This window comes from Plantactinospora sp. BB1, from assembly GCF_003030385.1.
Taxonomy (GTDB): domain Bacteria; phylum Actinomycetota; class Actinomycetes; order Mycobacteriales; family Micromonosporaceae; genus Plantactinospora.
The window spans coordinates 6,801,806-6,823,810 of record NZ_CP028159.1 but is presented as its reverse complement, the minus strand read 5'-3'; the positions used below and the strand labels follow the sequence as shown (position 1 = coordinate 6,823,810).

15 protein-coding genes and 2 pseudogenes are annotated in these 22,005 nt (G+C 74.9%); 7 read left to right on the top strand and 10 right to left on the bottom strand.

Annotation, left to right across the window (positions count from 1 at the left end):
• Positions 1-18: 18 nt before the first annotated feature.
• A pseudogene (locus tag C6W10_RS29810) lies at positions 19-975 on the bottom strand (ATP-binding cassette domain-containing protein); the annotation flags it as partial.
• An 88-nt stretch (positions 976-1,063) separates the two neighbouring features.
• On the opposite strand from C6W10_RS29810, the gene C6W10_RS29805 reads away from it, so the two are divergent.
• Both C6W10_RS29805 and C6W10_RS29800 read left to right on the top strand, forming a co-directional pair.
• Entirely contained in the window at positions 1,064-1,852 is a 789-nt protein-coding gene (locus C6W10_RS29805; RefSeq protein ID WP_234361479.1) for a TetR/AcrR family transcriptional regulator, read from the top strand.
• Between the two features lie 43 nt (positions 1,853-1,895).
• Positions 1,896-3,134 (top strand): MFS transporter, encoded by a 1,239-nt coding sequence (locus tag C6W10_RS29800; RefSeq protein ID WP_199853771.1) that lies wholly within the window; start codon positions 1,896-1,898, stop codon positions 3,132-3,134.
• Here C6W10_RS29800 and C6W10_RS29795 read toward each other — a convergent pair.
• Positions 3,112-4,260 carry a winged helix DNA-binding domain-containing protein gene (locus C6W10_RS29795; protein ID WP_107262450.1) on the bottom strand — a complete coding sequence of 383 codons (1,149 nt, stop codon included), beginning with the start codon at positions 4,258-4,260 and terminating at the stop codon, positions 3,112-3,114. The genes C6W10_RS29800 and C6W10_RS29795 overlap by 23 nt on opposite strands.
• 195 nt (positions 4,261-4,455) lie before the next feature.
• Here C6W10_RS29795 and C6W10_RS29790 point away from each other — a divergent pair, with 195 nt between their 5' ends.
• Together C6W10_RS29790 and C6W10_RS38895 are read left to right on the top strand one after the other, a co-directional pair.
• Positions 4,456-5,220 (top strand): DUF6071 family protein, encoded by a 765-nt coding sequence (locus C6W10_RS29790; RefSeq protein WP_107262449.1) that lies wholly within the window; start codon positions 4,456-4,458, stop codon positions 5,218-5,220.
• Entirely contained in the window at positions 5,217-6,146 is a 930-nt protein-coding gene (locus C6W10_RS38895) for a glycosyltransferase family 2 protein (protein ID WP_107262448.1), read from the top strand. The genes C6W10_RS29790 and C6W10_RS38895 overlap by 4 nt, the downstream gene beginning before the upstream one ends.
• 120 nt (positions 6,147-6,266) lie before the next feature.
• On the opposite strand, the pseudogene C6W10_RS29780 reads toward C6W10_RS38895, so the two are convergent.
• From C6W10_RS29780 to C6W10_RS29750, 7 genes and pseudogenes are all read right to left on the bottom strand, one after another.
• Positions 6,267-7,268, bottom strand: a pseudogene (locus tag C6W10_RS29780) (Gfo/Idh/MocA family protein); the annotation flags it as partial.
• Positions 7,265-8,206: a sugar phosphate isomerase/epimerase gene (locus C6W10_RS29775; RefSeq protein WP_107262447.1), complete on the bottom strand. Its 942-nt coding sequence runs from the start codon at positions 8,204-8,206 to the stop codon at positions 7,265-7,267. The pseudogene C6W10_RS29780 and the gene C6W10_RS29775, both read right to left, overlap by 4 nt.
• Entirely contained in the window at positions 8,203-9,213 is a 1,011-nt protein-coding gene (locus tag C6W10_RS29770; RefSeq protein ID WP_107262446.1) for a Gfo/Idh/MocA family protein, read from the bottom strand. The genes C6W10_RS29775 and C6W10_RS29770 overlap by 4 nt, the downstream gene beginning before the upstream one ends.
• Positions 9,210-10,733, bottom strand: a complete 1,524-nt coding sequence (locus tag C6W10_RS29765) for a hypothetical protein (protein WP_107262445.1) — start codon at positions 10,731-10,733, stop codon at positions 9,210-9,212. Before C6W10_RS29765 ends, C6W10_RS29770 begins: the two co-directional genes overlap by 4 nt.
• The gene (locus C6W10_RS29760; protein ID WP_107262444.1) at positions 10,730-13,105 is read right to left on the bottom strand and encodes an ROK family protein; all 2,376 of its coding nucleotides are present in this window, start codon (positions 13,103-13,105) and stop codon (positions 10,730-10,732) included. The genes C6W10_RS29765 and C6W10_RS29760 overlap by 4 nt, the downstream gene beginning before the upstream one ends.
• Positions 13,106-13,136: 31 nt before the next feature.
• The gene (locus C6W10_RS29755) at positions 13,137-15,185 is read right to left on the bottom strand and encodes an iron-containing alcohol dehydrogenase (RefSeq protein WP_107262443.1); all 2,049 of its coding nucleotides are present in this window, start codon (positions 15,183-15,185) and stop codon (positions 13,137-13,139) included.
• A gap of 4 nt (positions 15,186-15,189) precedes the next feature.
• Positions 15,190-16,548: a glycoside hydrolase family 5 protein gene (locus tag C6W10_RS29750; protein ID WP_199853097.1), complete on the bottom strand. Its 1,359-nt coding sequence runs from the start codon at positions 16,546-16,548 to the stop codon at positions 15,190-15,192.
• 621 nt (positions 16,549-17,169) lie between these two features.
• Here C6W10_RS29750 and C6W10_RS29745 point away from each other — a divergent pair.
• The 3 genes from C6W10_RS29745 to C6W10_RS29735 all read left to right on the top strand — a co-directional run bounded on the left by C6W10_RS29745 (position 17,170) and on the right by C6W10_RS29735 (position 21,111).
• The gene (locus tag C6W10_RS29745; protein WP_159104808.1) at positions 17,170-18,549 is read left to right on the top strand and encodes a sensor histidine kinase; all 1,380 of its coding nucleotides are present in this window, start codon (positions 17,170-17,172) and stop codon (positions 18,547-18,549) included.
• Positions 18,550-18,585: 36 nt separating this feature from the next.
• On the top strand, positions 18,586-19,191 hold the full coding sequence (locus C6W10_RS29740) for a DNA-binding response regulator (RefSeq protein ID WP_107262441.1): 606 nt from the start codon (positions 18,586-18,588) through the stop codon (positions 19,189-19,191).
• Between the two features lie 120 nt (positions 19,192-19,311).
• Positions 19,312-21,111, top strand: a complete 1,800-nt coding sequence (locus C6W10_RS29735; RefSeq protein ID WP_159104807.1) for an Hsp70 family protein — start codon at positions 19,312-19,314, stop codon at positions 21,109-21,111.
• 37 nt (positions 21,112-21,148) lie between these two features.
• On the opposite strand, the gene C6W10_RS29730 is transcribed toward C6W10_RS29735, so the two are convergent.
• On the bottom strand, positions 21,149-21,976 hold the full coding sequence (locus C6W10_RS29730; protein ID WP_199853770.1) for a DUF72 domain-containing protein: 828 nt from the start codon (positions 21,974-21,976) through the stop codon (positions 21,149-21,151).
• Positions 21,977-22,005 lie beyond the last annotated feature (29 nt).

The following is a 22,005-nucleotide window of genomic DNA, read 5'->3' as shown; positions in this document are numbered from 1 at the left end:
GCTTTGGTTCGAGGGTCGGGTGCCGGTGCTGGTGCGGCTGCCGGTGAGGTGCATGAAGACCTCGTCCAGGGTCGGCCGGCGCAGCGCGATGTCCTCGGCCGCGATGCCGTGCTCGTCCAGGCCGCGTACCAGCGCGGTGAGGGTGCCGATCCGGTCCCGTACCGGCGCGCTGATCCGCCGCTCGTCGTCGTCGCGTTCGACGGGACCGTCGGCGATCCGGCCGAGCAGCGTGGCCGCCGCCGGCAGGTCGTCGAGCCGGTGCAGGAGTACGTCGATCCGGTCGCCGCCGAGCCGGCTCTTCAGGGCGTCCGGCGTACCGTCGGCGACGATCCGACCGGCGTCGACGACCGAGATCCGGTCGGCGAGCTGGTCGGCCTCGTCGAGGTACTGGGTGGTGAGCAGCACCGTCGTACCGGCGTCCACCAGGGCCCGTACCGCCTCCCAGACCTCGTTGCGTCCGCGCGGGTCCAGCCCGGTCGTCGGCTCGTCGAGGAAGAGCACCGGCGGGGCCAGGATCAGCCCGGCGGCCAGGTCGAGCCGGCGCCGCATCCCGCCCGAGTACCGGCCGACCGGCCGGTCATCGGTGTCGGCCAGGCCGAACCGGTCCAGCAGTTCGTCCGCCCGACGGTCGGCGACGGCGCCGGGCAGGTGGTAGAGCCGGCCGAACATCGCCAGGTTCTGCCGGCCGGAGAGGATCTCGTCGACCGCCGCGTGCTGGCCGACCAGCCCGATCCGGTAGCGGACCTGGTCGGGCTGGCGGGCCACGTCGTAGCCGGCCACCTCGGCCCGTCCCGCGTCGAACCGGAGCAGGGTGGCGAGGATGCGTACCGCCGTGGTCTTGCCGGCGCCGTTCGGCCCGAGCAGGCCGTGCACCGTACCGGCGGGGACGTGCAGGTCGAGCCCGTCCAGGGCGAGCCGGTCGCCGTACCGCTTGCGCAGCCCCTCGGTCCGGATCGCCAGAGCGTTGTCGTGCATGACCACCCCAAATCATGTACGCCGTATAGAGTTGACGCGCAACTATAGCGTACGCTGTAAGGAATTCAAGTCCGGGGAGAATGGCGAGGTGACGACGGAGTACAGCGGCAGTGGCGACCCGAAGCGGAGCATGGAACTGCTCTGGGGCGGGCCGGAACGCCCGCGCCGGGGACCGAAACCCAAGCTCACGGTGGACCAGATCGTCCAGACGGCGATCGAGATCGCCGACGCCGAGGGGCTGCCGGCGCTCTCCATGCGGCGGGTCGCCGACGAGCTCGGGGTCACCGCGATGTCGCTGTACACGTACGTGCCGGGCAAGGCCGAGCTGATCGACGTGATGTTCGACACCGTGCATGCCCGGGCCGCCACCCCGGAGGACGACCAGGGCGACTGGCGGAGCCGGCTCGAACGGCTGGCCCGGGAAAACTGGGACCGCTACCTCCGGCACCCCTGGCTGCTCCAGGTCGCGACCAGCCTTCCGGTGCTCGGCCCCAACTCGGTGGCCAAGTACGACCGGGAACTCACCGTCGTCGCCGGGCTCGGCCTGACCGACATCGAGATGGACCTCCTGGTCGGCCTGGTCTCCGACTACGTGCACGGCGCGGTACGCGGCGCCGTGGAGGCCGCCCAGATGCAGCGCCGTACCGGGATGACCGTCCAGGAGTGGTGGGAGCGCTTCGCACCCCTGCTGGAGCAGGTCTTCGACGCCGAGCGCTACCCCGTGGCGGCCCGGGTCGGCGCGGCGGCCGGTGCCGAGCACGACGCCCCGGCCGACCCGGCCCGGTCGTTCGAGTTCGGGCTGCAACGGGTGCTGGACGGGATCGAGGCGTTCGTCCGGAGCCGGGCCGGGCAACAGGGGCTTGCCGAGCGACCCTGACGGGTGTTGGCTGAGATCCTTTCCGGTACCCGCTGGGGGTGACGTGCCGCCGTCCCTCGACGACCCCGCCGCGCTGCGCCGTGGCCGGGTCGCGGTGTCGCTGCTCTTTCTGCTCTTCGGGATGGCGATCGGCACCTGGACGGCCCGGATCCCCGCGGTCAAGGAGAGTCTGGGGCTGAGCGACGGCCAGCTCAGCGTGGGCCTGCTCGGGCTCGCCGCCGGCGCCATCACCGGCATGCAGTTCACCGGGCGCCTGGTCGACCGGTACGGCAGCGTCCGGGTGATGCTGCCGGTGGCCTTCGCCGAGGGCGGCTGCCTGCTGCTGCCCGGCTACGCCGGCAACCTCGGCACGCTGACCCTGGCGCTCTTCGTCTTCGGCACGGTGCACGGCACCCTCAACATCGCGATGAACGCCAACGCGGTCGAGGTGGAGCGCGCGCGGGGTCGCCCGATGCTCTCGTCGTGCCACGCGGTCTACAGCATCGGCGGTTTCCTCGGCGCGGCGCTCGGCGGGCTCTTCGCCCGCGCCGATGCCAGCGTCGTCGCCACGCTGTGGACGACCGCGCTGGTCGCGCTCGGTCTCGCCACCTGGGGCGCCCGCTGGGCCCTGCCACACCCCGGGCAGGCGATGACGCCGCCGACCGCCACACCCGCCGACACCGCCGCCGAGAGCGACACTGTGGCGCGGCGGGAGCCGCCGGGGGTGCTGTTCCTCGGCGTACTGGCATTCTGTTGCCTGGTCGGCGAGGGCGCCGCCGCCGACTGGAGCACCGTGTATCTGCGCGACAACCTGGGCAGCGGCCCCGGCTTCGCCGCCGCCGCGTTCGCGGCCTTCTCGATCATGATGACCGCCGGCCGGCTCGTCGGCGACCGGCTGGCCGCCGCCCTGGGACCGGTCGTCCTGGTACGCGGCTGCGGGATCCTCGCCGCCGTCGGGCTCGGCGGCGCGCTCGTGCTCGACCACCCGGTCGCCGGATTGCTCGGATTCGGCTGCCTCGGTGCCGGCCTGTCCTGCATCGCGCCGCAGGTCTTCTCGGCCGCCGGCAACCGGGACCCGAGCCAGGCCGGCCGGGCGCTGGCCCGGGTCGCCGGCCTGGGGTACCTCGGTTTCCTGGTCGGACCGGTGGTGATCGGCGGCGTCGCCGAACTCTCCGGGCTGCCCCGCGCCCTGGCGATCCCCGCCCTGCTCGCGCTCTTCGTCGCGCTGGCCGCCGGAGCGGTCCGGCCCCGTCCGGATCGGCCGCGCCCCGCCGAGCCGGTCAGCTCGGAGCCACGATCCTGACCTCGGGCCGGCACTCCTCGCCGGCCAGGAAGCGGAGCAGGCCCACCCCCTCGACGGTCAGCGCCTCGGCGTCCACAGCGGAGAGCCGGGTGAACGGTTCGACGGTGAGCAGGGCGCTGTCCCGCTCGATGGCGGTCGTCCAGATGCCGGCGGTGACGCCGTCGAGCAGGAGGCCCCGGGGCAGTTGGCCGTTTCGGACGGCCGATCGGGCGCGGAACTCGTCGGTGAGCACCCGGGACCGGTCGGCGTACGAGAGCAGCAGGTTGTCGAAGTCGTAGAGGAACCGGGGCGGCGCCGGAACGTCCGGGTCGGGGCGTACGGCGTCGGGCAGGTCGAAAAGCTCGGCGCCGCTCTCGTCGCGGAAGGTGACCAGGCTCGGGCGCAGCCGCTCCAGCACCTCGGCGAGCCGGGTCAGGCCGGACCAGACCTGCACGTCGCGCACGCTGGCCGGGCCGAAGGCGGCCAGGTAGCGCAGGACCAGCTCCTCGACGGAGCGGGCCGATCCCTCCACGGAGCGGGCCGGTTCCTCGGCGGAGGCTGCCCGGGGTGGCGCGATGCCGAGCCAGTGCTCGACGCTCTGGTGCGCGGCGAGCGCGCTGCGGCCCCAGACGCCCCGGGGCGGCACCTGGACCAGCGGCACCCAGGCCCGGACCGCCTGCGCCAGCGCGGCCGGATCGCGGTCCGGCCACCGCCTGCCCAGTGCCGTGCCGAGCTGCCCGAGAGTCAGCGGCCGCTCGTCTAGCAGCTCGCGACCGGCCGCGACGACCTCGTCGCGGGGCAGGCCGGCCAGCCGCCGCCCGTAGGTGTGCGCCGTGCCGCGCTCGATCACCGGCTGCAACAGGGGTCGCAGCGCCAGCGCGTCGGCGGCGGTGACCAGGTGGATGGTCGAGCGCATCAGCGCGATCCGGACCGCCTCCCGGGTGGTCAGCAGCTCCGCCACCGCCTCGGGGCGGCAGTCGCGCAGCCGGCTCCAGAAGCCGACGTACCAGGTGTGCGGGGTCTGGGCCTGCATGCCGACCAGGTGCTCCAGCAGCTCGGCCGGCCTCCGGTCCGCGCGGGCCAGCAGGAGCTGACGGTGCAGGGTGGCCCGGTTGAGCGCCCGACGGGTCAGCACTGGGGCGTTCATCTGGAGCCCGTCCCGGTCATCGAGGTTGTCAACTTCCTGTCGCCGGTCAGATCAGCAGCCAGACCATACCGAGATCCCCCGACACGGCCGCATCGTTGCCCACCTCGGCGGTACTGGATATATTTACCTCCATCATCACGTGGGAGCGTTCCCACGGCGTGGGTCCGCAGGTACGGGACGGGGGAGGTCGGCCGCATGAGCACGATCCGGCTGCTCGTGGCCAACGGTTGCAGCTTCGCCCGGGGCGCCGAACTGGCCGAGCCGGAGCGGGACGCCTGGCCGGCCGTACTCGGGCGACAGCTCGGCATCGACGTGGTCAACCTGGCCTGCGACGGGGGCTCCAACCGGCGGGCCGTCCGCACCACCGTGCAGCACCTGGAGTCGATCCGGGCGGCGCACGGGATCGACTACGACCAGATCCTCTTCGTCAACATGTGGACCGCGCTGAGCCGCAACGAGTACTACGACAGCGGGATCGAGGACGGCCCGGTCCGCCCCGACCTCGGGGTACGCCCGGCGCTCCCCGGCGAGCTGCACTGGCAGCGGGTCGCCGACTGGAAGGCCGCCGAGGGGGACAAGCCGTCGAAGGCGTACCTGCGGCACCTCTTCAACCCCACCGGCGAGACGGTCAACTTCTTCGTCGACTGGCTGCTGCTGGAGCACCACCTCACCGGTCGCGGCGTGCCGAGCCGGTTCGCGTTCGCCTGGGAGATCCTGCCCGACCCGGTCCCGGCCGAGGCGGTACCGGTGATGCGCGCGCTCCGCGCCGACCTGGTCTTCGGGACGCTGCCGCCCCGGCCGGAGCAGACCTTCCGGGAGATGGTCTTCGGCCGGGTGCCGTTCGGCGACTGGGACCATCCGCTCCGGGAGGGGCACCAGCACTTCGCCGCCGCCATGTCGCACTGGCTCGGCGGCGACGAGCGACTGCGCTTCCCACCGACCGGACGGAGCCGGCGATGACCGCACAGGCGACGACCGCGACGACGGCGGGCCCGGCGGCCGATCCGCCGGTCCGGACCGGGCCGGGTCTGGTCTCGGTGATCATGCCGGCCCGCAACGGCGCGGCGACCATCGGGGCGCAGCTCGCGGCGCTGGCCCGGCAGACCTACCCCGGACGCTGGGAACTCGTCGTGGTCGACAACGGCTCCACCGACGGTACGCCGGAACTCGTCGCCGCCTTCGCCGACCGGCTGCCCGGGCTCCGGCTGCACCGGGCGGGCGCCCGGGCCGGCACCAGCTACGCCCGCAACGAGGGCTGCCGGGTGAGCCGGGGCGAACTGCTGCTCTTCTGCGACCAGGACGACGTGGTCGCGCCCGACTGGGTGGCCGGGATGGTACGCGGACTCGCCGAGTTCCCCGCCGTCGGCGGACACGTCGAGCGCCGGCTGCTCAACGACGACGTCTCGCTGGCCACCCGCCCCGAGAAGCCGGCCGGCTCACTCCAGTCCGGATTCGACTTCCTCCCGTACGCCCTCGGCGCCAACTGCGGGGTGCGCCGGACCGTCTTCGAGGAGCTGGGCGGCTTCGACCCGGCCTACCGGTACGGCTCGGACGAGGTCAGCTTCTTCTGGCGGGCGCAGCTCGCCGGCTACCCGATCGGGGCGCTGCCGGACGCGGTGGTGCACTACCGGCTGCGTCGCCGGCTCCCGGAGATGGCCCGGCAGTACTACTCGTACGGCCTCAGCCATCCCCGGCTCTACCGCGACTTCGCCGCCGCCGGGTTACCCCGCTCGGTCCGGCCGGCCGCCCGGGAGTGGCGCTGGCTGCTGCGCCACCTGCCCGACCTGGTCCGCTCCCGCAAAGCCCGCGCCGTCTGGGTGACCCGGTGCGCGATGCGCTGCGGCCGGATCGTCGGCAGCCTGCGCAACCGGGTCGTCTTCCCCTAGCCCGGCCGGGCGGGCGTCGCCCCGGGCCGGCCCGGCCGGGCGGGCGTCGCCCCGGGCCGGCCCGGCGTCCGCCCCGGTCGAGCGGTCGTCCGGCGCTGCCGGCCAGTCGTCGTCGGCCGGATAGCGCACCCCGGTCCGGGCCCGGGCGGCGTCCAGGATCCGCTGCACCGCCACGGTGTCGGCCAGGGTGGCGAGCGGGCTCTCGGTCAGCCCGGTCCGCAGGCAGCGCATCACCTCGACCGCCTCGTGCACGAACCCCTCCCCCTGGTAGGGCACCTCAACGATCCGGGGCTCGGCGTCACCCTGCCGCAGGGTCAGCCTGGCGGGCCGGAAGAACCCCCGGTCCAGCTCGATCCGGCCGGCGCTGCCGCAGACCGTCGCCGTCCACGGCGTGTCGGCGACGATCGAGCAGGAGAGGCTGGCCAGCGCGCCGTCCGGATAGCCCAGCACCAGCGCGGTGGTCTCGTCGACGCCGTACGGGCTCAGCGTGGCGACCCCGGTGACCGTCTCGGGTGTTCCGAGCAGCAACTGGGCCAGCGTCACCGGATAGACCCCGAGGTCCAGCAGGGCACCACCGCCGAGCGCCGGGTCCCGCAGCCGGTGACCCGGGTCGACCGGCCCCACCAGGCCGAAGTCCGCCTGCACCAGCCGGGGTACCCCGACCGCACCGTCCCGGACCAGGGTCACCAGCCGGCGGATCGCCGGCACGCAGCGCATCCACATCGCCTCCATCAGGAAGAGACCGGCCGAGCGGGCCCGGGCCACCAGGTCGACGGCCTGGCCGGCGTTGAGGGTGAACGGCTTCTCGCAGAGCACCGACCGGCCGGCGTCCAGGCAGAGCGCGGTGGCGGCGTGGTGGCTGGCGTGCGGGGTCGCCACGTAGACCACGTCGACCCGGTCGTCGGCGGCGAGACCCGCCCAACTGCCGTGCGCGCGCGGAATCGCGTACCGGGTGGCGAACCGCTCGGCCGCCTCCCCGGTACGCGAGCCGACCGCCACCACCTCGGCGTCCGGCAGCCGCAACAGGTCCTCGACGAAGCGCCCGGCCATCCAGCCGGTGCCGAGCACACCCCACCGGACCGGCCGGTCGGCGGGACGGACCGGCGGCCGTGCCGCGCTCACCGGCCGGACCCCGCCGCACCCGCCAGCGCCGCCGCACCGCTGGCCAGTTCCCCGACCGCCTCCGCCTCGGCCGCCTCCGCCTCGGCCGCCGCGTGCCGGCGGGCGAGGTCGTCGCGGAGCGCCAGACAGTCGCGTACGTAGTCGCCGGCCCGGGCGATCGGCGGGTGCGGGTCACCGTCGCCGCAGTACTCGACACAGATCGCCGGTACGCCGAGCGAGTCCGCCTTGGTGATCCAGGCGTAGTTGTCCAATACCCCGTCGGCGGTGTCCACGTTGAAGTCGGCCCGTCCGCCGTCCGGGTGCAGGTTCTTCAGGTGGAAGTAGCCGAGCCGGCCGGCGAGCTGGTCGAGCACGTCGGGATTCCGGTCGGCCGCGCTGACCACGTAGGCGTTGCCGGGGTCGGCGGTGGCGACCACGGCCGGATGGTCCACCATCGCCAGCAGCTTCGCGGTGCCGGCCACCGTGTCGTGTACCGAGCCGGGATACACCTCCACTCCCACCCGTACGCCGTGCCGGGCCGCGTGGTCGCCGAGCCGGCGGTAGCCCTCGGCGGCCCGCTCGTAGTGCACCTGCTCGGCCAGGGCGCTGCCGTTGACCCGCCAGTCGTCCGGATCCCGTTCCAGGGTCCCGGACCAGCCGTTGACCATCTCGATCCCGGCGGCCGCGGCGGCGGCGATGGTCCGCTCGGCCAGGGCCAGCGAGGCGGCCCGGGCCGACCGGTCGTCGCCGACGAAGTCCCCGGTGTAGCCGACGCAGTGCACGCCCACCCCGTACCGCCGGCCGAGCGCCGCCGCCGCCGCGACCTCGCTCTCGACCCGGGTCGGGTCGAAGTGGAAGTGGACCAGCTCGATGCCGTCCCAGCCGTGCCGCGCGGCGACCGCGAAGACGTGCCGCAGGGGGTACCGGCGGAAGGTGTAGCTGTGCAGGACGAGCTTCATGGGTTCTGCCCTCCGGTCAACGCCAACCGCACTCCGCCGTTGGCGACGCTTCGTTCCAGTGCGTGCAACACCCGCAGGTCCCGCAGTCCGCGGGCGACGCCCACCTCGACCGGTACCGGCTGTCCGGCCGCGCTGGCCGCGAACGCCCGGTACTGGGCGAGGTACGGATCCACCGGTTCCGGACGCAGCCAGCGCCGTCCCCGTTCGTCGCAGACCAGCACCGAGCCGCCGGAGTCCATCGCCCACGAGTTCCGGACCACCAGCAGGCCCCGCTCGCAGACGACGGTGTAGCGCGAGACGCCGGTCTCCGGTGGCTCGGTGAAGGACGACTCGACCTGGAGCCGCCGCTCGTCGCCGAACCACACCGTCGCCTCGACGAAGATCTCGGTCTGCTCCCGGTCACCGGCGGGATAGCCGGTGGCCCGGCAGGCGGTCGGCGCGGCGTCGAAGACGTCGGCCGCGGTCAGCAACGGATAGATCGCCAGGTCGCCGAGGCAGCCGAGGCCGCTCTCGGCCCGCCGGTTACGCCAGTCCCCCTGCCGGTGCCCGAGGTGGCAGGCGGCGATCGACCGGGGTGCGCCGAGCCGTCCGGAGCGGACCAGCTCGACCACCGCCCGGTTGTAGGCGTTGTACCGGGACATGTAGCCGATCATCGCGGGCGCGCCGGAGGCCATCGCGGCGCGCAGGATCCACTGTCCACCAGCGACGGTGTCGGCGAGCGGCTTCTCCACCAGGGTCGGTACGCCCCGGGCCAGCGCCCGGCAGGCGTACTCGGCGTGCCGCCGGTTGGGCGTCGCCACGTGCACCCCGTCCAGCGGCGTACGCAGGAAGTCCCGCACGTCCGTCCCGGACCAGACGCCCGGCACCTCGGCGGCCACCGCCCGCAGCGCCGCCTCGTCGGAGTCGAGTACGGCGACCAGGCGCAGGTCGTCGGCGGCGGCGATCGCCGGCAGCAGCGCCCGGCGGGTCAGGAACCCGGCGCCGACGATGCCGATCCGGAACGTCATCGGACCCGCTCCGGCCCGCCGCGCCAGTGCAGCAGCAGGCTGCGCGGCGCCAGCGAACGGTGGGTGGCCACGGCGATCGCGTCCAGGGTGTGCCGTTGGGCCGCCAGCGCGCCGTCCAGGGCCGAGTCGCCGGTGCCGACCGGCGGGTCCGGGTCGAGCAGCACTGCCACCCCGACCGAGCGGGTGTGCCAGACCAGTTGGTAGGAGTGGTGGTTCCAGCCGCTGCCCTCGTGCACCTCGACCGGGCGGCCGAGCCGCTGCGCCAGCCGCTCCGCCTCGACCCCGGCGGCCGGGCCGGCACCGTAGCCGACGACGTGCACGGCGGTGAGGTCGGGCCGCCGGGCCAGCCAGCCGGCGAGTACCCCGGCGAGTTCGTCGGTACCGGCGACCGCGTCCGCCCCGGTGGGCCGGTCGGCGGCGGTCGGGGCCGCCGGGACCAGCCGCTTGTAGTGGTCCACGGCGTCGTGGGTGGCGAACCGCAACCCGTGCCGTACTGCGACGCAGGCGACCAGGGCGGCGACCGCGTAGCAGGCGGCCATCGCGGCGGCGACCGCACCGGCCGGCCCGGCCGGCCGGGACAGCGTGGAGATGCCCGCCGCGACGTCGACCACCAGCGCCGGCGGTGTCCGCTCGTCGACGTGCTCGTCGACGTGCCGGACGCCGGAGGCCGGTCCGGCCGCCACGTCCGGCCCGGAGGCCGGTCCGGCCGCAACGTCCGGCCACGGCCGGAACCGTTCGGACTTGCCGCCCCAGCCCTGCCGGGCCGCCTGGAGGGTCCAGAGTCGCAGCCCCGGGCCGGCGCCGGGCGGCAGCCGGAACAGCACCCGGGGCCGGCCGGTCGCCGGCAGCCGGGCCGACTCCTCGCCGGCCCACTCGCCGATCGCCCGGGCCGCACCGGCGAACGCCCGGTAGGCGTCGTCGAAGTGCGGCCAGCTCAGCATCCGGGCGGCGAGCAGCGCCGGCACCGAGAGTGGGGCGTGGTAGAGGGCCACCTGGTCGGGCCCGCCGCCCACCGAGAGGGTGCCGCCGCGTTCGCTGAGCCAGGCCGGGGCCGCCCCGCCGGTCCGGTGCCGGGCCAGCGCGAGGGTGGCGGCCAGCAGCCGGGTCTCCCGGGTACGCCCGGAGGCGCTGACCGCGAACCCGGCGACGGCGCCCCGCCCCGGCCACTCGTGCAGCGTCCGGCGCACCGTCTCCGGGTCGAGCGAGTCAAGTACCCGGATCGCGGACTGTCCCGGCACCGCCTCGGAGATCGCCCGCAGCCCGAAGGCCCAGCCGCCGGTACCGACGAAGACCGCCCGCCGGCAGCCGCGCAGCAGGGTACCGCCGCCCCGTTCGGCGGTGAGCCGGGAGACTCTCGGCCAGGCCGGCGGGTGTACCCAGCCGAGCCGGGGCACCCCGGCGAGGCTGGCGAGCGCGGCGACCGTACCCGCCGGACCGTGCCGCTCGCCGCTGGCCGCCGCCCGCACGTACGCCCAGAGTTCGGCTCCGCTCGGCTCGACCGCCCAGTGCCGCCCGGTCACGGCGTACCCCGTCGGGCCGGCACCGGGGAGACCACCGTGCCGTCGAGCCGGAAGTCGACCACGACCCGCAGCGGCGGGCCGCCGCCGACCGTACCGTGGTCGAGGAGTTCGGTCGCCACGCCCGGCAGCGCGGGCAGCGAGACGAGGTGGCTGACCAGCGGCGCCAGGTCGAGCACGGCCGGGGTGCCGCCCCCGGTGAGCAGCTCGCGGGCGGCGGCGAAGTCCTCGGCGCGCCCGCCCCGGGTGCCGACCACGGTGCACCGGCCACCGGCCGGGTTGGGCACGATCCGACGCTCACCGGCCCGCACCGGTCCCGGGTCCAGTGCCGCGCCGTCGCCGACCCGGAGCAGCCGGCCGGCCCGGAAGCCGCCGAACAGGTGCAGGCCGGCCCCGTCGGCCAGCGCCGGCCAGCTGAGTTCGGCCGCCGCCGGTCCGCCGTCACCGGCCACCGCCAGCACCGCCAGCTCGGCGCCCCGGCCGGCGGTGGCCGACCGTACCCCGGTGGCGAGTCCCGGCCCGAGCGGCAGCACCGCGTCCGGGGCCGGCAGTCCACGGTGGACGGCGGCGTGCAGCCTGCGGTCGCTCCGGCCGGCGACGATCACGGTACGGGCGCCACGGGCGCGGGCGACGGCGAGGTGCAGCAGGCCGAGTACGCCGGCACCGACGACGAGGACGTCCCGGCCGGCCCAGTCCGCGGCGAGGGCCCGGTGTGCCCGCAGTACCGCCGCCAGCGGCTCCAGCAGCACCCACTCCGGGCCGCAGCCCGCCGGCACCTCGACGAGCTGCCCCTGTGCCAGCGCACCCAGGTCGCTGACGAGAAGGTCCCGGAACACCCCGGGCAGGTTGTGCCCGAGCTTGAGGTAGTCGTCGGTCGGGTGGTTGGGGTTGAGCGTCACCAGGTCGCCGGGGCGCGGGCCGGAGACCGCCGTACCCACCTCGACCACCTCGGCCACGCACTCGTGCCCGAGTACCCCCGGTTCCAGGCCCCGTTCGCCGCGCAGAATCTCCAGGTCGGTGCCGCAGAGGCCGGCGTACCTGGGCATGAGCAGCAGTTGCTCGCGGCCGCAGCGCGGCCGGGCGCCGGTGGTCAGGAGCAGCCGCGACTCGCCGACGGGCTTGACCAGCTCGCGGATCTCGGCCCGCCGCGCGGCGAGGTAGCCGGCCATCCCGGCCAGGGTGGCCGACTCGGCGTCGTCGGGGACGTGCAGCAGCCCGTCCCGCTCGGCGGCCGTCCAGCCGGCGAACCAGCCGGCGTCCACGCAGAGCTGCGCCAGCCATCCGTGCAGGGCGGCGAACCAGGGTGCGCCGACGCCGTGCGCGAAGCCGCCGACCACCACCACGCGGCAGAGCCCGAGCTGGGCGCAGACCTGCAACAGCGCCACCGCGAGGTGCCGGGTCGCCGCACGCACCAGGTCGGTGACGAACGCGTCGCCGGTCCGGGCGGCGTCGGCGAGCGCCCGGCCGTCGATCCGGTCCGGGTCGCCGCCGACCAGCCGGTGCAGTACCGAACCGGCGAAGTCGGCCGGCTCCTGCCGGGCGCGCCGGGCCGCCGCCCGCAGCACCGCCGGCCCGGAGCTGTACGCGCAGAGGTCGGCCACCGCACCGCAGTCGCACCACGGCAGGTCCAGTGTGGCCAGTTCCTCGCGGGCGGCCCGGTCTCCGGCGGCGGCGGCCCGGCCGAGCCGGGCGGCGCCGGCCGGTCCACCGGGTACCGCGTCGAGCCGGCTCGGTTCCACCGGCACGTGCCCGATCTCCCCGCCCAGCCCGGTCGGGTCGGCGAGCAGCTTGGCGGTGCCGGGCAGCCGGTCGTCGAAGACCTTGACCGCCACGCCGGTGCTGACGGTGAGCAGGGCGAACCGGCCGAGCCGCCGGTAGTGCCAGGCCGCCGCGGCGACGTCGTTGAGTACGGTGACCCGGGCCCACGGCAGCCGGGCCCGCAGCGCGGCCCGTACGTCGTAGCCGGCCGACCGCGCCTGCCAGAGCACGCTGGCGTCCCGGACCACCCCCTCGGCGGTGACCACCGCGCCGAAGGCGACCCCGACGTCGCGCCGGCCGGTGGGCTCGGCGGCCCGGTGCAGCCGGTCGGCCTCGGCGGCGATCCGGTCCAGCAGGTCGTCCCGGACGACGGCCAGCGGGATCTCCGGCCGGTCGCGCCGGGTCGGGGTGGCGAACCGGACCACCTCGCCGACCAGCCGGCCCCGCTCGGCCAGCGCCAACCGGGTCCAGGTGCCGCCGACGTCGACCACCACGCCCCGCTCCGCCGCCGCCCCGGGCCACCCGTCCGGGCCCGTCCCCGCCGTGCCGGCGGCATCCGGTGCGCCGTCCCGGCCGGTGCCCGCCGTTCCGCCCGGCTGCCGTTCGAGCCCCGTCATCCGCGTCTGCCCGTCCTGCCCGGTCCTCCGGTCACGAACCGCTCCACGCCGGGGCCGGCAGCACCGGCTCGCCGCCGGCTCCGGTGGTCCGGACCGGCGTACCGGCCCGGTGGCGCAGCGCCGACCAGGCCCGCTCCAGGTCGGCCGCGCCGATCTCCTCGATCGAGTCGACGAAGCCGCCGACCCCGAGCCCGACCGGTACGGCCAGGTGCAGCTCGCCGCCCTTGTGTGGCAGTACGTGGGTGTGCAGCGCCCGCCACAGTTCGGCGGCGTCACAGCAGTCGTCGTACGTCGGCAGCCCGATCCGGCGCAGCAGCGTCTCGGTACGGTCGGCGAGGCGTTCCGGCAGCCGCCCCGCGGCCACGCCCAGCCGGCAGGAGAGCGCCATCCCGACCGCCACCGCCTCGCCGTGCCGGAGCCGGTAGCCGGAGCGCTCCTCCAGCACGTGCCCGAACTCGTGGCCGAAGTCGGCCAGCCGGCGCAGCCGCCGCTCCCAGGGGTTCTCCTCCAGTTCGACCAGCATCGCGGCGACCGCGCGCCGGAGTACCTCGTCGAGCACCGGGGCGGTGGCGGGGTCGCGCAGCCCGGCGTGGTGCTCCTCGACCAGGGCGAAGAGGCGGGCGTCCCGGACCAGAGCGATCTTGACGATCTCGGCCAGTCCGCACCGGAACTCGGGCTCCGGCAGGGTGGTCAGGAATCCGGCGTCGCAGAGGCAGGCCAGCGGCGGATGGTAGGCGCCGAGCAGGTTCTTCCGGCCGTCGAGGTCGACGCCGACCTTCAGCCCGACGCCCGCGTCGACCAGTCCGACCAGGGTGGTCGGGACGCGCAGGTAGGGGGTACCGCCGGGATGGCAGGCGGCGACGTAGCCGACCAGGTCGAGCACGGTGCCGCCGCCGACCGCCAGGATCCGGTCGGCGGGCCCGAGGCCGAGTCCGCGTACCCGCCGCAGCAGCCGCCCGGCGGCGTCGAGGGTCTTGCCCCCGGGCGAGCTGCGCACCGGCAGCACGGTGTAGCCCGCGAGCCGGCCCTGCCGGCAACGGCGGGCGAGCGAGTCCCGGAGGGCGGCGGTGACGGTCGGCGAGTAGTCGTCGACCACCGCCAGCACCCGGGCGCCGGCCGGCAGGTGGGCGGAGAGCACCGGGTTGTCCGGGGCGAGGACCCCGGCGGTGAAGGTGACCGGATAGCCCAGCTCCCGGATCCGGTGCGCCCGGACCGGCGCCGGCACCGACGGCCGCCACCCCGGTCCCGGTCCCGCCGCGGCGGGCGCCGGGAGCACCGCAGGGGCGGCGGTCGCCGGTGGCGGTGCCGGCCAGATCCGCCCGTCGCCGGGGCCGTACCGGTGCAGCAGCCGGGCCACCGCGTCCAGCGCCGCCTGCCGGATCAGGGCCGGCTCCGCGACCCCGTCGAGCTGGCCGGCGAGTACGTCGTCGTAGCCGACGAGGTGCCGGATCGCGGCCTCCTCGTCGGGGCGTACCGGGGCGGGGTCGGCGAGCAGGGTGTCCACGTCGACCAGGAGCACGGGATCGCGCGTCTCGGCGGCGAGTGCCGGCTCGCCGGCCACCACCCGGGCGCTCCAGTGCAGGGAGGCGAGCAGCGACGGCAGGTCGTCGTGCACCCGGACCGCGTGGGCGTACCGGCGGTACATGGCGGCGGCCAGCACGGTGCTCGCGGTCGCCGGTGGCCCGGCGAGGCAGACGAAGGCGTCCCGCCGGCCGAGTCCGGCGGCGACGGCGGCCCGCACCACGGCGCGTACCGGATCGGGGTCGTCCGGGGCGGCGAGGTCGGCGGCCTCGACCGTCCGGTGGTGGTCGAGCACGCCGCGGTCCCGCCAGTGTCCGAGATAGGCGTCGAGCCGGCGGCGCTGCTCCGGCCGGTCGCAGACCGCGAGGATCCGGCGTGCGCTGCCGAGCGTCCGCAGCAGGGTGACGTCGCCGGGCCGCCACAGGCCCCGGCGCATCCGCAGCTCGAAGGTGTCGATCAGCTTGACCCGGAGCGCGTCCTTGCGCCCGGGCGGGGACGCCGCCGGCCTGGGCAGGTCGCGGGGGCGGGCCAGGGCCGGAGCCCCGGTGGTCGACGACATCGCCTCACACCGGCGCTTGCTGGGCACAGGCCCGGCGCAGCAGCTCGACCAGCGGCTCGCGCTGCCGGCACTGGTCGAACCGGAACGAGCGCATCATCTCGTCGATCGCCGACTCGCCCATCCCCCGGAACAGTTCGCCGAACTCTGGCAACAGCGCCTCGGCGAAGAGGATCTGCGGCACCAGCCGGCCGATCAGGAACTCGCTGCCGAACGGGAACGGCAGGTAGTCCGGGAACTCCCGGGCGAAGAGTTCCTTGAGCGGTCCCATCACCTGCTGGATGTGGTCGTGCCGGCCGCCCCACAGGTCGACACCGAGCCGGGCCTTCTTCTCCAGTACCGGCCGGAGCCGGCGCATCCACGGGCTCTCCGGGTCGACGGTCAGCGGTGCCGCGACGCCGATGTCCTTGTAGGGCCAGAACGCCCAGTTGGCCCGGTGCCGGGTGTAGATCTCGAACTGGTCGGCGAGCAGGTCCAGCCGCATCCGGTCCTGTTCCGCGTCGCCGGTGAAGACCGCGTTGAACTCGCCGACGTAGACCGGGGTACCGGTGCGGAGCATGTACTCGCTGCGCTTGAGGTATGTCCGCTCCAGCACATCAGCGTCGAAGTACTGGTCGCGGGACTGGTCCGGCAGCAGGATGCCGTGCTCGTAGCCGACGCCGTCCGGCGACTCCCAGACGTGGGTCAGGTGCGCCACCCCGGGGTAGCGGCCGTCCGGCACGTAGCCGGGCGGGGCGTAGTCGTGGTGCGAGTAGATGACGTTGGGCAGCGGTTCGCCGTAGACGTCGAAGTCGTTGGAGTAGCGGTTGCCCTCCAGGATCACGATGTGCTCCGGGTCGACCTCGCGGATCGCCTCGACCAGCCGGCGGGAATACGGTCCGATCACCTCGCCGCTCGGGTCGGCCGGCTCGTTGACCGGGTTGTACGCGGCGACCCACGGCTCGTCCCGGTAGCGGCCGGCGATGGCCCGCCAGAGGTGCACGACTCGGTCCTGGAAGTGCGGGTGCTGCCAGAACTGGGCGACGTGGGTGGGGTTGTCGCTGTGCCAGTCCTGGTTCTGCCAGCCGGGCAGCGCGTGCAGGTCGATGATGGTGCGTACGCCGCAGGCGGCGAGCAGCTCGATGGCCCGGTCCAGGTGGTGGAAGCCGGACTCCACGATCTCGAACGGTCGCCGGTCGTCCTCCAGGTGCCGGTAGTTGACCGGGATGCGGACGACGTTGCAGCCCAGCCCGGCGATGAACCGGGCGTCGTCGGCGGTGAAGAAGTGTTCCAGGAAGCGGTCGAAGAAGAACGCCGCCCGCTCCGGACCGAGCACGTCCCGCACGGCGGCCCGCATGCCCTGCTCGTACGCCGGGAAACCGGTCATCCAGTTCTCGAAGTTGAGCCAACCGGCGAGGCCAATCCCCCGCCAGATAACCGGCCGTCCGTCGCCGTCGACTATTTGATCGCCATTGGTCCGGAGAAATCCTCCGGGGCATGTCAAAGCAAACCGGGACACGGACATGCCACCCCCTGCCTTTCCCGTCGTCGGGTGCATTGCCCGTTCGGATCGATATCGACTCAATACGATGGAACGACAATCGTCAAGGGGTCGAGCATGATCAAATGGACGCGCTCCCACGGCGTACCTGCCGAGCCCGGAGCGTTGCACCGCAACCCCGGGGAGTCAGCGGGGCCGGCCGGTCCAGGTTGTTGCCGAGAACGATCCGAAGCGATATTTTTCGGCGGGGATGTTAGCGATCCCACCCACCCGGTCCCCGCCGCACCCCTCGGGGGGAAAATGGTTTGGCCGAGCGCGTTGAGGTCGGTCCTATCCGCCGTACGCCGCCTGATGCGGCGGCGCCGCCGTCGCCACCCCCGCGACCCGTTTCTCTACAAGTGAGGTACGACGCGATTCGCCGAATCGCCCACCGAACCGGGTTCGACCGGACGGGCCGGACCCCGGGCAGTCGGCATCGACCGTGCCCGGGGACATAGCATCGGCCGGATGGCGAGCCCAACCGATCCGCCCGGGCGTGATCCCCGGCTGCGCCGGCCCCGGATCGCCACCCTGGTCGCGCTGCTCAGCACGCTGCTGACCGCGCTGATGATGCCGGGGATCGGGCTCGCCCGCGAGTCGGATCCGCTCTGGATCGCCCTCGGCGCGGCCGGCATCGTCGCCGTCGCCACCGCCCAGATCGTCGCGCTGTACGTCCTGCTCACCCCCTGGCTGACCGCCTCGGCCCGGCGCCGCGCACTGGCCGGGTACGCCGGAACCGCCGTCGCCTCCGTACCGCTGGTCGCTCCGGTGGCCGGCGGCGACTGGCCCACCTGGGCCTGGCTCGGCGCCTCCACCGTCGGTACCGCGCCGCTGCTGCTCGGCCGCCGCACCGCGACCCTGGTGGTGGCGGCGACCGTCGGCGTCGCGGTCGCGGTGGCCCGGTGGACCGGCGGCGAGGTGTCGGACCACCTCCTGATCACCGGCGGCATCGGGCTCTCCGTCGCCGCGATCGGCTGGTTCCAGGTGTGGTTCTGGGACCTGCTGGTACAGGCGCAGCGGGGCCGGGCCGCCCAGGCCCGGCTGGCCGCCACCCAGGAGCGGCTCCGGTTCGCCCGGGACGTGCACGACCTGCTCGGACACCACCTCTCGGTGATCGCGCTCAAGGCGGAACTCGCGTCCCGACTCGCCTCGGCCGATCCGGAACGGGCCGGGCGGGAGGCCGCCGAGGTGCAGCGGCTGGCCGTCGCGGCCCTGGCCGAGGTCCGCGAGGCGGTGCACGGCTACCGCGCGGTCGACCTGCGCGAACAACTGGCGGCCACCGCCGAGGTACTGCGTTCCTCCGGGGTACGCTGCGCGGTCACCCAGCCGGCCGGAGACGTACCGGAGGAGGTCGCCGCCCAACTGGCTCCGGTGCTGCGCGAGGCGAGTACCAACCTGCTGCGGCACAGCCGGGCCACCTGGTGCACCATCGAGGTCGGTCGGGACGGCGACCGGTTCCGGCTGACCGTCGCCAACGACGGGGCGGGGCCGGCCGCGCCGGACCGGCACAGCTCGGGACTGCGCGGTCTCGCCGACCGGCTGGCCGACGCCGACGGGCTGCTCCGGACCGAACACCGCGACGGCGTCTTCACGGTCGAGGCCGTCGTGCCGGCCCCGGCGGAGGCCGCCGCGCCCGGCCCGGCCGTGGGCGACGGGGTCGGCCCGGCCGTGCATGACGAGGTCGGCCCGGCCGTGCATGACGGGGTCGATTCCGGGGCACGGCCGACGGTGGCGCGGCCACGGGTGCCGGGTGCACGGACGGGAGGCGACGGTGACGGGGAGGAGAGCGACGGTGGCGGACCAGACGGCGGCGGCGGGCACGAGGGCGGCGGTGGGCGTGCCGGGTGAGCCGGGTGAACCGGCACCGGCCAGGGCGGACCGGCCGTGATCCGGGTACTGCTCGCCGACGACGAGGAGCTGATCCGAGTCGCCGTCGCCGCCCTGCTCGACCTGGAACCCGACCTGGAGGTGGTGGCGCAGGCCGCCGACGGCCGGGCGGCGGTACAGGCGGCGTTGGCGCACCGGCCGGACGTCGCGGTGGTCGACCTGGAGATGCCGGCGCTGGACGGGATGGGCGTCGCCGCCGAACTGGCCCGGGCGATGCCCTCCTGCGCGGTGGTCATCCTCACCGGTCGCGGCCGGCCCGCACACCTGCGCCGGGCACTGGGCACCGGCGCCCGGGGCTTCCTGGCCAAGGGCGCGCCGGGCGGCGCGCTGGCCGACGTCGTCCGGCGGGTGCACGCCGGGGCACGGTACGTCGACCCGGCGCTCGCGGCGGAGGCGCTGATCGCCCCCGAGTGTCCGCTGACCCCGCGCGAACTGGAGGTGCTCCGGGTGGCCGGCGCGGACGCGCCCGTCTCGGCCGTGGCCCGGCGCACCTCGCTGTCGCAGGGCACGGTACGCAACCACCTGGCCGCAGTGGTCGGCAAGCTCGGCGCCGGCAGCCGGGCGGAGGCGTACCGGATCGCCGTCGACAACGGCTGGCTCTGAGCGACCGCCGACGACCTCCGCCAGGGTCCCCCGGCCCCCGGTCGGGCCCGCGTCGTCGCCGGGGCGAGGAAGCGCCGAACGGGCGAGCGTGTCGGTGCGCGGCTCCCGTACCGTGATGCTGTGCGTGGCGTGGGCGCGAGACTCGGCATCGACTTCGGCACCTACAACACGGTCGCGGTGCTGGCTCTGCCGGGGCGGGAACCCCGGCCGCTGCTCTTCGACGGCTCGCCGCTGCTGCGCTCGGCGGTCTGTGCCGACACCGGCGAGCGGCTGCTGGTCGGCCAGGACGCGCTGCACACCGCACTCTCACTGCCACAGTCCTACGAGCCCTATCCGAAGCGCTGCGTCGACGAGGGCACCGTGTTGCTCGGCGGCCGGGAGATGTCGGTCGAGGAGCTGTTCGCCGCACCGCTGCGCCGGGTGGCCAGCGAGGTACGCCTGATCACCACCGAACCGGTCACCGAGGCGGTGCTGACCTACCCGGCCGCCTGGGGTACGCACCGCCGGGGCACCCTGCTGGCCGCCGCGAACCGGGTGCTGCCGACCGTACGCCTGGTCGCCGAGCCGGTCGCCGCCGCCAACTTCTTCGTCGAGGTGGCCGGCCGGGAGCTGCCGGTCGGGCGCTACGCGGTGGTCTACGACTTCGGCGCCGGCACCTTCGACGTCACCGTGGTACGCCGTACCGGGGACGGGTTCGAGGTGCTGGCCACCGAGGGGCTGGCCGACTGCGGCGGGCTCGACGTCGACGCCGCGATCGTGGAGCGGATCGGTGCCACGATCGGCAGCCGGGACGAGTCGCTCTGGGCCCGGCTGACCAGTCCGGAGAGCACCTCGGACCGGCGGGCCAGCCAGCAGCTCTGGGCCAACGCCCGGGCCGGCAAGGAGATGCTGACCCGGAGCACCACGACGCTGGTGCACGTACCGCTCTTCGATGTGGACATGCCGCTCGGCCGCGAGGAGTTGGAGGAGCTGGCGGCGCCGGTCGTCGCGCGTACCGTGGCGACCACCCGTGCCCTGCTCGGCCGGCTCGACGACGGGGAGTCGGCGGTCGCGGCGGTCTTCCTCTCCGGCGGGTCGAGCCGGATGCCGGCGGTCGCGACCGCGCTGCACCGGGCGCTGGACATCGCCCCCAGCGTCGTCGAGCAGCCGGAACTTGTGGTCGCCGAGGGGAGCCTGCGGGTTCCGGCCGGCTCCGCCGAGCCGGCCACGGTCGGGGTGCCGGCGCCGCTGCCGGCCGCCGAACCCGCGACCGCCGGCACCGCCGCGCCGGGCGGGCGGCTCGGCCGGTGGACGGCGCTGTCCCGGTCCCGGCGGGTCCGGGTGACGGGTGCGGCCGTGGCGGTCGCCGCCGTGCTGGCCGCCGCCACCGTCGCCGCCGCCGTCGCCGGGGGCGGCGACCCGAACCGGGGTACGGAGCTGACCGGCGCCGCCGGGGTGAGCAGCTCCGCGACGCCCGGCGGCAGCGCGTCACCCCGGCCCTCCGTCACGCCGACGGTGACCGCCGCCGGGGTGGACGCCTGCATGGTCGGCACCTGGCGCAGCCTCGGCGGCCAGTCGGACAAGAAGATCGACAACCAGAGCGTCCAGTTCAGCGGGGGTGCCGGCACCATACAGACCTACGGGGCGGACGGCAGGGTGACGCTGGACTTCAGCCGGACCACGGACGAGACCGCGACCTATCGGGGTGTCCGGTGGCGGGAGCGGACCCGGGGTACCGCCTCGGCCAACGTCTACCACCGCAACGGCGTGGAGTACGTCAGCGGCGTACGGGCCAAGGGGACGATCGTGCTCTACCGGGGCAGCAGCCGCAACGCCAGCGTCCCGCTGTCGCTGCTGCTGGAGCCGACCGAATACATCTGCACCGGCGACACGATGCGGCTCTTCGGCAACGGCCCCAGCGAGTGGATCCGGGTCCGCTGACCGACCGCCGCCCCGGCAGGAAGCACGGGTCGCCGGGTCAGAAGAGGGTCAGCGGCTCGGCCGGGGTCGGCTCCGGCAGTGCGGCGAGTCCGGGTACCCGGGCCCGTACCTCGTCGTGGAAGCGGCGGGCGAGCATCGGCGCGTCGGCGTTGTCCGGGGTGTGGATGAAGACGGTCGGCGAGCGCCCCTCGCCCAGCCAGTCGACGGCGACGTCGACCCAGTGCCGCCAGCCCCGCACGGTCTGTTCGGGATCGTCGCGACCGAGGTACCGGACGATCGGCCGGTCGGTCAGCGCGACCGTCCGCAGCGGCATCCGGGGTTTCTTGGTCCAGGCGTCCCGTTCCGCGTCGCTGGTCGGCGGACGCCGGAAGAACCCGGTGGTGTCGAACGGGATCCACTCGGCGGCGGCGTCGGCGAGTACCCCTTCGAGCAGCCGCGTCGCGCGCGGGTCGGTGAAGAACGCGGGGTCGCGGACCTCGACGGCATAGCGGTGCGAGTCGGGGAGCCGGCGCAGGAAGCGGGCGAGCACGGCGACGTCGCCGGGGGCGAAGGAGCCCGGCAACTGGATCCAGAGCGCGTGTGCCCGGGGGCCGAGCGGCTCGACCGCGGTCAGGAAGGCCCGGAGCGGCTCGTCGACGTCGGTGAGCCGGTGTTCGTGCGTGATGGTCTTCGGGATCTTGACCACGATCCGGAAGTCGGGATCGGTCTGCCGTGCCCAGGAGGCCACCGTCTCCCTGGTCGGGGTCGCGTAGAAGGTGGTGTTCCCCTCGACCGCGTCGCACCAGCCGGCGTAGCCGCGCAGTCGTTCGGCGGCCGGCAGGGGATGCGCCAGGAACCGCCCCTGCCAGGACCTGTGCGTCCACATCGCACATCCCACGGACAGCCGCATCCCGG

What these genes read in the sequence shown, in the direction of transcription:
- C6W10_RS29795 (WP_107262450.1), bottom strand. Translation starts at nt 4,260, where the DNA reads ATGAACGCCCCAGTGCTGACCCGTCGGGCGCTCAACCGGGCCACCCTG.
- C6W10_RS29790 (WP_107262449.1), top strand. Translation starts at nt 4,456, where the DNA reads ATGAGCACGATCCGGCTGCTCGTGGCCAACGGTTGCAGCTTCGCCCGG.
- C6W10_RS38895 (WP_107262448.1), top strand. Translation starts at nt 5,217, where the DNA reads ATGACCGCACAGGCGACGACCGCGACGACGGCGGGCCCGGCGGCCGAT.
- C6W10_RS29775 (WP_107262447.1), bottom strand. Translation starts at nt 8,206, where the DNA reads ATGAAGCTCGTCCTGCACAGCTACACCTTCCGCCGGTACCCCCTGCGG.
- C6W10_RS29770 (WP_107262446.1), bottom strand. Translation starts at nt 9,213, where the DNA reads ATGACGTTCCGGATCGGCATCGTCGGCGCCGGGTTCCTGACCCGCCGG.
- C6W10_RS29760 (WP_107262444.1), bottom strand. Translation starts at nt 13,105, where the DNA reads ATGACGGGGCTCGAACGGCAGCCGGGCGGAACGGCGGGCACCGGCCGG.
- C6W10_RS29755 (WP_107262443.1), bottom strand. Translation starts at nt 15,185, where the DNA reads ATGTCGTCGACCACCGGGGCTCCGGCCCTGGCCCGCCCCCGCGACCTG.
- C6W10_RS29750 (WP_199853097.1), bottom strand. Translation starts at nt 16,548, where the DNA reads ATGACCGGTTTCCCGGCGTACGAGCAGGGCATGCGGGCCGCCGTGCGG.
- C6W10_RS29745 (WP_159104808.1), top strand. Translation starts at nt 17,170, where the DNA reads ATGGCGAGCCCAACCGATCCGCCCGGGCGTGATCCCCGGCTGCGCCGG.
- C6W10_RS29730 (WP_199853770.1), bottom strand. Translation starts at nt 21,976, where the DNA reads ATGTGGACGCACAGGTCCTGGCAGGGGCGGTTCCTGGCGCATCCCCTG.